This window comes from Lentibacillus sp. L22 (genome assembly GCF_040812445.1).
Classification (GTDB): Bacteria; Bacillota; Bacilli; order Bacillales; family Amphibacillaceae; genus Lentibacillus_C; species Lentibacillus_C daqui.
In genome coordinates this window covers 1-10,873 of record NZ_JBFNXI010000068.1, presented here as the reverse complement: position 1 = coordinate 10,873, position 10,873 = coordinate 1, and the positions used below count along the sequence as shown (strand labels likewise).

Below are 10,873 nucleotides of genomic sequence, written 5' to 3'. Positions count from 1 at the left end.
AGGATACCCTACCTCTTTTTTTCGTCTCAAATATTTTACACAAACTATTTTACGTCATCAAGTCCGTTCTTGTAGATAATGTCCTAAAAACCAGTGTTGGCAAATATCACCCAAAGCTCGTGCATTTCCATTAATAACTAAAGAAATAATCCCTTGCTTATCTTCTATAGTTGGAAGGAGATTTTTCATAAAAAAGTCACGTGCTGAAAAATTTTCTGGTCGGTTAAATTTATTTTCCGTTAGCATTAGACTTTCAATTCGATCTACTCTAAAACTACGGAAATCATTCCTAAGATGACAAAATCCAATCACATACCACTTATGATTCCAGTAAATAATTCTGTACGGATCAATCAATCTATAATTTGATTGCTCTTCATCACTTTTATTGTATGAAATTTTTACAGAGTATCCGTCAGCTACAGCCCGCTCCAACTCCTTCAATAAAGGTTCCATAGGGAAAAAACTTAATTGACTCATTACTTCAAGGCTGCTTAAATGTTGGTTTATCTTTGTTTCCTGCTCTTGATTTGTATATTTGCTTAGCTTTGAAATAGTCCTATTTAGTGCTTCACCTCCATAGTATCCAGCTTCTTCTGCAAAAACAGCAGCGTGAAACAGGGAAATTTGCTCGTCTAAATCAAAAAAGAGTGGGGCTTCAATAAAACTATTCAATAAAGTGTATCCACCGTAATGTCCTGTGTCTGAAATTATAGGCACACCACTTGTTGAAAGGGTATCAATATAACGATACACAGTTCTTATATTAATCTCTAACTTTTCCGAAATTTGTTGTGCAGTAACTTTTTCACCTGAACTAAGCATCCATAGAATTGCTAGCATATTGTCAATTTTAGGCATATAAATTCACCTCTATATGAAATTTATTTCTATTATATATGTTTAACTGTGATATTCTACAATCACATGTTTAATGGAATATCGTTATGTTATTTTTACCATTAAATCACCCTTTGGACAATGTATATCCAAATGGGTTAAACGGTTACCGTGGCAATTAACATCATTTCTAAAAGTCAGCAATATTAATATATACAATTTCTTATCCTTTGAACCCAATTCATCGTAGTCTCATTAGAATGTCTTATCTAGTTATGGACTTGGTTATTCAAGAAAGAGCGACTCCAACTTCCACAATTTAAGACTAATTTAGTTAATAATCCCTTAATATGTAATTCATTTCTATGGACAGACCCTAGTGAAGGTACAATTAGTGTAGACAAGGAACGATTGTCCAGTACTGCTACTTCAAGTATAAAGGAATCCTTCAACCCATTATTTACTTTAACTATCGCATAAACTCGCCTTCTTCCATCCGACAAATACGAAAACTTCCGCCCTAATTGTTCCATTACCTGTTTTTAGTTTTTCTAAAAGGATAGATATAAAGCTATTACCTGTAGTGTCGGCGAGTATATAAGAAAATCGCAGCCATTTTATATTTTCAATTATTGTTTTGGGAAGATTTTTTTCTGTTACAATAGCCCAATCAACATCTTGACCTTCCCAATACACACGTTCAATTTCAAATTTTTCAATAACTCCTGTGCTATTAAGCTCTTTTTCAGGTTTAATAGTTCTGGCAATATAATTTACTTTTGATTCATACCGTAGTGTAATAAGAAAATCTGTTGTCATTACGATAGGGGACTGTGTTGTAGGATCTAAGGGGTGTGTAATGTTCAAGTCTTCAGCAATTTTTGTGGTGATTTCTCTATTGATGGGAAACTGCTCTCGAATATCAATTACATTATCAGACCAATCGAGTAAGCAAAAATAGTTGTATTCATTATCTGATAATAGATGATGCCCACGCTTTGTTTTCCAACCGATGTCTCGATGAGCACGCCCTTTGGACAGAACATCTTGAATCGTTAACCAAGATTTGTAATTCCCTAATTCTCCTTGGCCACGACCTTCTTCATAATAACGAGCTATTTTCTTTTCAGTCCAACCAGTTTGGCGTTTAGGCATTTTATCACATCTCCTTTTATAAAAATAAAAGTGTAATTATACTCCAACTATCCCTGAGAGTACAGCTCCTAAAAAGAATATCAAAAGATTATATCCCCAATTTTCCTTCATTAATTCATACAACCCTTGTGGAGTAAACCATAGATTTCTCTTAAAGTAGCATCGGTTTCCAAGTTATCTTCAATAATTCTTTCAACAATAATATGCAGTATATCCACCTTTCTTAATGTTGATTGGTGAAGCTTTACGAACTCCTTATTTTCAAATGCTTCTGCCTCAGTTGCACCACTGAGAAAATCTTTCTTGGTTATGTTATTTTTTTCAATTAATTTTTCAAATCTTGGATGTTCTTTACTGTAGGTTCCATAGATATCAACCATTTTTCTAGCCAAGTCATACTTATTATTGTCATGAATAATAGAAGGCGTTCCTCCAAGAACACTATATCGATGATTAATTGCCTCAAATCCAAAATTAATATCTCTCATATTCCAATGAATCTATTTAAAGTTGATATGAGTTGAAACAAATTGATAAAATTCATCTAACATGGATTTTTCTAATTCATTATAGTGATCTTCAATGCTATTTAATTTACCTTGTTTCTCTGCCACTTTATGAATTGAAAAGGAAATAGTTTGTCCAGTATTGAAATGCCTAACTGCAATAGATGTAATTCGTGGAGTTCTCCCATCTTTAATATTATAAAAACTTTCGCAAGAGTAATGAATAATTAATAGATTAGAGTGTCTTTCTACTAGCTCATTTAGCTCCTTCAAAGCATTTTTTCTTCTTTTGATCCTGTATTTAGCATTAGCCACGTATTTATCACCTCATATTTTAATGCAATAAAAAACACACGTTCGATTACATTAATTATAATCGATAACGCGTGTTTTTTAAACATCTTTATTGTAAATTAAACAACTTTATTTGTAATTAAACGACTTTATTGTCACTCTACACAATCTTCATACAAAACTCCAAGAACCCTACTCCACCGTCACACTCTTCGCCAAATTCCTTGGTTTATCAACATCACAACCACGGTGCAATGCAGCATAATAGGCCAACAGTTGTAACGGCACAACCGATACCAACGGCGTTAATAGTTCATGCACATGCGGCAAAACAAACGCATCCCTATCCTGTTCCAGACCGCGCATGCTGATGACCATCGCGTTGGCACCACGGGCGACAACTTCCTGAACGTTGCCACGAATCGAATAATTTACATTTGCCTGTGTCGCTAAAGCAATAACCGGAGTTCCTTCTTCAATTAAGGCAATCGTTCCATGTTTTAATTCTCCCCCGGCAAAACCTTCTGCTTGGATGTAGGAGATTTCCTTTAATTTCAATGCACCTTCCAGGCAAACATGATAGTCTCTGCTGCGTCCGATGAAAAATGCATTACGGGAAGTGGCAAAATAACCGCGTGCTAATTCTTCTATTGTTTCTTTCTGATCTGTTAATACTTCCATGGCATTTGCGACAATGGCAAGTTCTTGTATTGGGTCAAAGTCCAATTGTATACCTTTTACTTTGGCTGTATCGACAGCAAGAATGGCAAACACAGCAATTTGGGCCGTATATGCCTTTGTTGATGCAACCGCAATTTCCGGACCGGCATACAAATTTAGTGTATAATCTGCTTCACGAGAAAGGGTGGATCCTGGCACATTGGTAATCGTTAGTGCCGGGTGTCCCATTTCTTTGATCTTTACTAATACGGCACGGCTATCCGCTGTTTCACCACTTTGCGAAATGAAAATAAATAATGGTTTTGCAGATAACAGTGGCATGTTGTAGGAAAATTCACTGGCAATATGCACCTCTACGGGGATGTTGGCCAATTTCTCTAGGAACTCTTTGCCAACCAAACCGGCATGATAACTCGTGCCCGCTGCAATGATATAAATACGGTCACATACTTTCATCGCCTGGCGAATATCGGCATCAAGCTTTAGTTCATTATTTTCTGTTTGGTATTCCTTGATAATTTTACGCATGACAAACGGCTGTTCATCGATTTCTTTTAGCATAAAATGTCGATACGTACCCTTTTCCATATCACTTGCATCAATTTGCGCTGTATATGGCTTTCGTACAACGGCTTTACCATTCAGTTTTTGTATCTCCACAAAGTTGCGGCTTACCAGGACAATCTCTTCATCATGGATTTCCAAATATTGATTGGTAAGTTTTAAGGTAGCCATCGCGTCACTTGCAACAACATTGAAACCATCGCCCAATCCAACCAGTAATGGGCTTTTATTTTTGGCAACATACAGCGTATTTTGATCCTGTCTATCGATCAATGCAATCGCATAAGATCCTTTTAATAAACTTACGGCCTGGCGAAATGCCTCAGCAGTGTCTTCATATTTCTCCAGCAGTTTTTCAACCAGTTGTACAATGACTTCTGTATCTGTTTCACTTACAAGTGTTACATCCTGAAGATAAAGACTTTGTAGCTCCTGATAGTTTTCAATGACACCATTATGCACGAGTGTAAACCGTCCAGTTGCACTTTGATGTGGATGTGCATTGTCCTCACTTGGAATGCCATGGGTCGCCCAACGTGTATGACCGACTCCCATTGTGGCGTACACGGTGCTGTCAACCCGTTCGTGGAGTGCTGCAATCCGTCCCTTTCCTTTAAACATGTTGATTCCGTCATCATTAAGCACCGCAATACCCGCTGAATCATAACCACGGTATTCCAACTTTTCCAATCCGTTTAATAAAACTTCTTTTGCATCATTTCGACCTATATATCCGACAATTCCACACATATCGTTGTTTCCTCCTAGTATCAAGGGGCAACAAACGACTCATTATAGCAGATTTTATATGCGCAAAAGCCGGATCATCATAGAATTGGCGTACTACCGACCGAATTTCATTGACATCAGACCTGCTACATCTAACCTCTGCCTTGGGGCGTATTGTTGCCCCTTTCTCGTGATTGTTTATTTTCCATCTCACCTTTTCCTTTGTACAACAAGTCGCCTCATTGTTTTCAGATAAAAGCATAACGATTGAGATGTGCAATCGGGAGGAATCCGCCGAAAAATCGATTAACCTCCACCTCGTCAACTATTTTCCAATCGAACGAAAATAGTTCTGGCGCTTTACTTGCTAAACTAAAGACGATGCTCCTTTCCTTGTTTGACTACAGTTACCACAAAGGCGCATACAAACATTAAAATGCGCGCACCATTTATTGTAACTGACAAAGAATAAATTGGTCAATACTTTTTTGTGGTAACTGCTAATATTATATGTCCGTATCTACAACATGTTTAAATAGCATATTGCCTGTATGCGGATATTCCGGAATATCGTGTGGAACAAGTATCAGCCGTTTTATACGAACATTGGCTTATGGACATTTGGACATTCGCCAACATTCGATTTTATTTCCCGGGAAATGTCGATATTTATATTCTATTGACACCAATTCGATGCCCTCAGCTTATAGAGATGTTCTGAAAAGCACAAAGGCGTAAGCGCCCGGTTAGCGGCGTATGTGCTGGACTGAACCGTAGGAGATAAAGGAAACACGACGACCAGAGGGAGTCGATGTTGACTTATCGTACGAAGGTGAAGGAAGCACACTAGCCGCTGGGCGCTGGAGCCGGACGGGGCTCATCCGATTACAAAGTTATCCACAGCATTTAATATTTACAATTTCCTAAGCAACAAAAAAGCCACCCCATTATTGGAGCAGCTTTGTAAAGTAGTTTATTTTATTCCTAATAAGTCATCAATGACCTTTACAACCCGATCAGCGTAGTGTTCACATTCGTCCTTGGTTGCCGCTTCCACCATGACGCGTACAAGGGGTTCGGTACCTGATGGGCGAACCAGAACCCGACCCTCGCCATTCATCTCCCGTTCCACTTCGTCAATGGCTTCCTTGATCTTTGGATTCGTCAAAGCGTTCTTCTTATCCGTTACCCTTACATTTTTTAACACTTGTGGATAGACTTCCATCTGACTTGCCAACTCTGACAGTTTCTTGCCAGTTTCTTTCATCACATTCACCAACTGTAATGCAGATAACATCCCATCACCGGTTGTGCTGTAATCAAGGAAGATCACATGGCCGGATTGTTCACCGCCAAGATTATACCCGCCTTTGCGCATTTCCGCCATAACATAACGATCTCCGACAGCTGTTTTATCACTGCGCATACCATGTTCTTCCAAAGCTTTATAAAAACCTAAATTACTCATAACCGTTGAAACCACAGTATTATGTCGCAAATAGCCTTTGTCATTCATGTATTTTCCACAAATGTACATAATCTTATCTCCGTCAACGATATTGCCCAATTCATCAACAGCGATCAGCCGGTCACCATCACCATCAAATGCCAGTCCGACATCAGCATCTTTCTCTATTACAAATTTCTGCAATTTCTCTGGATGTGTAGAGCCGACACCTTCATTGATATTCAGTCCGTCCGGAGAAGAACCAATTGTAAACGTATCCGCTTCTAAATCCGCGAACAAATGGGTAGCCAGGCTTGAGGTCGCACCGTTCGCACAATCAAGCGCGATTCGGAACCCCTCAAAGTCATTATCAATTGATTCCTTAAGGAAAGAAAGATACTTCTGTCCACCCTCGAAATAATCATTGACAACACCCAAATCGGCACCCACTGGACGTGGCAGGTTATCTTCTCCTTCCATTAATCGCTCAATTTCGTCTTCTTGTTCATCCGATAATTTAAAACCGTCCGGGCCAAAAAACTTTATTCCATTATCCTCCACTGGGTTGTGTGAAGCGGAAATCATAATACCTGCCTGGGCACTGGTGGCTTTTGCTAAATAGGCAACCCCTGGTGTTGAGATAACACCCAATCGCATAACCTCGGCACCTATCGACAGTAACCCTGCAACTAATGCACCTTCCAGCATATGCCCGGAAACTCGTGTATCCCGTCCGATAACCACTCTTGGTTTTTCGGTTTCCTTTGTTAGGACATAACCGCCAAAGCGTCCAACTTTAAAAGCTAATTCAGGTGTTAGACCAAGATTTGCCACTCCCCTAACACCATCTGTTCCAAAATGTTTTCCCATGCTGTACCTCTCCTTTTCTCCATTTCAACCAACTTTTGCAAAGTGAGAGCGAAATCCGTATTTATCCCTTGTAGCTATCATGCATTCTCTTGTTCCATTTATACGTAATCCAATCGAAATATGCGATTATACTTGCACAATTTTGAACCTTAAGGAGCGGTAATGTCAATAGTTGCTTCCTCAACTTCCGTTTTGGTGTCTGCGTCTTTCGGTCCTTCAATTGTTACCGGTACTTTATGTTCACCTTCATCCAAGCCATCCGCATCTATAGATAGTTGGAAATCATCCGCAGTAAGTTTGTCCATATCTTCTTCTTTGCCGGCAACCTCTACATTCACATTTGGATTTTCCGGATTTACAAACGAGACCTGCTTATCCTCACCAAGGTTTTTCACCTCAATGGGGACATTCCCAATTGTTTTTGACTGTTCATTTTCTTGTGCATTTGCTTCTTCGTTTTCTTCCTCATTATCTTCTTCACTTGCTTGTTCACTTGCTTGTCCACTTGCTTCTTCATTTATGTCTTCATTTGTTTCTTCATTTGTTTCTTCAATTTCCACATCTACTTTTATCGAATCATGGTCGGGAGCCTTCACGCCGTCTGGTAAATCCAGATCAACATCAACGGTGCCTGATTTGGTTATTTTTGACAAATCAATCTTTTCGGTAGTGATCGTATTAATATTCTCTAAACTGCTGCTCGGACCATAGAGAGTAACCTCGTTAACTTTTGGTGTTACTGAATCAATGCTATAACCATCAGGTAGTTTTCCGGTGGTCTCCACACTGACTGGTACCTTTTTATTGGGATGATTGATGTCAGCGGATATTTCCACGTTTTCCGGCTTAATCGCTACGTTCAACTCATTGCCCTGACTGTCATACACATTAACGGGTACTTCCCGACTCTTAATTGGATCCGTTAATCCTGCAACATCGACAAACACTTTCACAACAGCAATCTGATCGACAACACTCTTGGAACTACGGATTGTTACAGTTTGCGGATTCACCTCAAAGTCCCCGATTTCATACCCGTCAGGAAGCTGATCTTCGTTAATAAAGTCAACATTTACATTAAATTCCTTCGAGGAGCGTTCTTCAATCACTACATCAACTGTTTTCGGTTCGATATATGCCTTCACATCATCAGCTACGTTGGCATATTGGATTTCAACCTTATGTTCTCCTTCATCCAATCCTCGTAAATCGACAAACACGTCAAAATTTCGTTGTTTAGCTGCTGGTGCAACCATACTTTTTGGCCCTTCCAGTTGTACCTGCACATCTTTGGGAACTCCACTGACGACTTGGTTTTTATCGATTTTGATATCAACCGGAACATTGTCAACTACTTCTGAGTCCTTTGACGTACCAAAAAATTGTTTTTCCGCGTTTTTATCACTTATTTCAACATTAACGAACGTGAATAACAAAATCGCAAAAGCCAATGAAACTGCCCGGACAAACCATTTACTCCTAAACCAATTATCCATTTCGTTTCCCCCTCCTGATCCACGACTTTGATTCAGGGGATTTCAATGTTAATAATAAATTTTCCCGTAAGAAATTTCGTAATGCGTCCTGGTCCAAATCCCTATGTAATTCGCCATTCCTTGTACAGGAAATACCGCCCGTTTCCTCGGATACAACAATGGTTATTGCATCAGTTACCTCACTGATCCCCATTGCAGCCCGATGCCTCGTCCCCAGTTCTTTGGAAATAAACGGACTTTCGGATAAAGGTAAATAACAAGCTGCCGCAACGATTTCTTCGCCATTGATAATCACCGCACCATCATGCAGTGGTGTATTGGGGGTAAAAATATTGGTTAATAATTGGTGGGTCAGTTTTCCGTTAATCTGAATCCCTGTTTCGGTGTAATCGCCCATGCCAGTTTCGCGAGCAATCGAAACAAGTGCACCAATCCGTCGCTTACCCATGTAATTGGCAGATTGAACAAGTGCTTCAATTGTCTGTTCGATTCGCTCTTCCTCCGATTTTACCCCACTGGAAAAGAAGTTGCCACGACCAAGTTGTTCCAATGCCCTTCTAAGCTCTGGCTGAAACAAGATAACAATGACAAGGAAACCCCATGTTATCGAATAATTTGTCAGCCACTGAACAGTTTGGAGATCGAATACAATACTTAGCAGCCAAACCACCAGAACGACGGCAATTCCCTTTAGTAACTGAATAGCCTTCGTACCACGGATTAACATGATTAATTTATATAATACATACCAGACGAGAGCAATATCGACACCGATTCGAAGCAGATTAAAAAAGTCAAATCCCCCATCAAGCATGTTTACACTTCCCTTTACCCATAAAATTTCATTCACCCTAGTCCATACTAACATTATACATTATATCATAAATTTATATGTATAATGAAACTTAAAGTGTATGCACCCGTTTTGTAATAGTACACAACACCTCAAAACAAAAAGACAGCATCAAACATATGCTTCAATTTGAACCAGATCCAATCGAACACTCGATCAACTTGGTTAAATTCACCGTTGACTCCCCCAACCGTTGCCATAAGGTCATCATCATCAATTGTCTGATCAATTAGCTTACCATTGATGAGGGTGACATCACCATCGACAGTGCCGTCAATTCGCAAATCGCCGTTTTTAACAATCAGATCGCCTGCAACGGTTACTCCCTCCGGAACAATAACCATATCACCATCGACAATCACATTATCCTGTTTGGAAACAACCAGCTGGTTATCTTGATTCCAGGATGATAGGATCCCGCCAAACAATAATACAATAAATATTGCCGCAGCAGTAATGATTGGGTGAGCCTTCAGCCAGCGTTTATAACTGATACGTTTCCTTTCTTTTGGCAACTTTTCCATGACCTTTTTAGTAAAATCATATGGAGCTTCTATTTTTTTGCTGCTCTGGACCCAGGTGATCATTCGTTTCAACTCATGAAAGTGCTCTTGGCAGCTTTGACAGCTTTCCAGGTGCCGCAGCAAACTTTCCTCTTCTATCTTTCTTAAATCGCCGTCAAAATATTTATGCATCAGCTTGATCGCCTCATGATCGCCCAAACTGTCCACACTCCTTTTACACGTAGCGCAGCTTTTTACGCAACGTTTCTCTCCCTCGATGAATCCGGGTTTTAACGGTTCCCAATGGGATATCAAGGACCTCACTAATTTCTTTTAATGAAAACTCTTCTAAATACCTCAAAATAATGATTGCCCTGTATTTGGGTGGTAACGCATAAATTTCTTTATGGATACAACATTGGAGTTCCAAACCTTCCACTTCCTCGTCCGGTAACCGATTGTCAGCCTGAACGTGCGAATACATGGTAAGTCCTTTGCTGCCTTTTATTTCTGCATCAAGATAATAATCCGGTTTTCGCTTTCGTAAGCGATCAATCGTTAAATTCGTTGCAATCCGGTAAAGCCAGGTGGAGAATTTCCGCTTCTCATCATATGAATCAATGTTAATATAAGCACGAATGAAGGCTTCCTGTGCGATATCTTCAGCCTCATGCACATTGCCAAGCATACGGTAACAATGCTGGTAGATTTTATTCTGAAAAAAGTTGACAATATCCTCGAAGGCTGCCTGATCTCCTTTTTTCACCTGTTTTATTTTTTCCGTTATCATCCATTCCATGAATAGCCCTCCGCTTGCCTCGCGGTAATTATGTTACGAATCACATTTGAACAAGGTTTCATTTTGTTCCATCAAGAGGATGTTCAAAAAGTCCGGTAAAAATGACGCTTCGAATTTCGTCGTTGGCTTGCTTTTC

At 39.5% G+C, this 10,873-nt stretch carries 10 protein-coding genes and 1 pseudogene; all 11 read right to left on the bottom strand.

Annotated elements, in window-relative coordinates; all coding sequences use genetic code 11:
- Nucleotides 1-60: 60 nt before the first annotated feature.
- Nucleotides 61-861, bottom strand: a pseudogene (locus ABRT01_RS17440) (helix-turn-helix transcriptional regulator); the annotation flags it as partial.
- A gap of 248 nt (nucleotides 862-1,109) precedes the next feature.
- Nucleotides 1,110-1,373 (bottom strand): Tn7-like element transposition protein TnsE, encoded by a 264-nt coding sequence (locus ABRT01_RS17435; RefSeq protein ID WP_367748928.1) that lies wholly within the window; start codon nucleotides 1,371-1,373, stop codon nucleotides 1,110-1,112.
- Nucleotides 1,306-1,995, bottom strand: coding sequence for a TnsA endonuclease N-terminal domain-containing protein (locus ABRT01_RS17430; protein WP_367748925.1), 690 nt, complete (start codon nucleotides 1,993-1,995; stop codon nucleotides 1,306-1,308). Before ABRT01_RS17430 ends, ABRT01_RS17435 begins: the two co-directional genes overlap by 68 nt.
- A 110-nt stretch (nucleotides 1,996-2,105) precedes the next feature.
- Nucleotides 2,106-2,483, bottom strand: a complete 378-nt coding sequence (locus ABRT01_RS17425; protein WP_269410956.1) for a hypothetical protein — start codon at nucleotides 2,481-2,483, stop codon at nucleotides 2,106-2,108.
- Nucleotides 2,484-2,495: 12 nt separating this feature from the next.
- The gene (locus ABRT01_RS17420; protein ID WP_269410955.1) at nucleotides 2,496-2,816 is read right to left on the bottom strand and encodes a hypothetical protein; all 321 of its coding nucleotides are present in this window, start codon (nucleotides 2,814-2,816) and stop codon (nucleotides 2,496-2,498) included.
- 171 nt (nucleotides 2,817-2,987) lie between these two features.
- The gene (gene glmS, locus ABRT01_RS17415) at nucleotides 2,988-4,790 is read right to left on the bottom strand and encodes a glutamine--fructose-6-phosphate transaminase (isomerizing) (protein ID WP_269410954.1); all 1,803 of its coding nucleotides are present in this window, start codon (nucleotides 4,788-4,790) and stop codon (nucleotides 2,988-2,990) included.
- 952 nt (nucleotides 4,791-5,742) lie between these two features.
- On the bottom strand, nucleotides 5,743-7,086 hold the full coding sequence (gene glmM / locus ABRT01_RS17410; RefSeq protein ID WP_269410953.1) for a phosphoglucosamine mutase: 1,344 nt from the start codon (nucleotides 7,084-7,086) through the stop codon (nucleotides 5,743-5,745).
- Between the two features lie 149 nt (nucleotides 7,087-7,235).
- Nucleotides 7,236-8,582, bottom strand: coding sequence for a CdaR family protein (locus ABRT01_RS17405; RefSeq protein WP_269410952.1), 1,347 nt, complete (start codon nucleotides 8,580-8,582; stop codon nucleotides 7,236-7,238).
- Complete coding sequence (cdaA, locus tag ABRT01_RS17400; protein ID WP_269412418.1) at nucleotides 8,575-9,396, bottom strand: diadenylate cyclase CdaA; 822 nt, start codon at nucleotides 9,394-9,396, stop codon at nucleotides 8,575-8,577. The genes ABRT01_RS17405 and cdaA overlap by 8 nt, the downstream gene beginning before the upstream one ends.
- A gap of 131 nt (nucleotides 9,397-9,527) precedes the next feature.
- Nucleotides 9,528-10,157, bottom strand: coding sequence for a zf-HC2 domain-containing protein (locus ABRT01_RS17395; protein WP_269410951.1), 630 nt, complete (start codon nucleotides 10,155-10,157; stop codon nucleotides 9,528-9,530).
- Between the two features lie 16 nt (nucleotides 10,158-10,173).
- The gene (gene sigW / locus ABRT01_RS17390; RefSeq protein WP_269410950.1) at nucleotides 10,174-10,737 is read right to left on the bottom strand and encodes an RNA polymerase sigma factor SigW; all 564 of its coding nucleotides are present in this window, start codon (nucleotides 10,735-10,737) and stop codon (nucleotides 10,174-10,176) included.
- Nucleotides 10,738-10,873 lie beyond the last annotated feature (136 nt).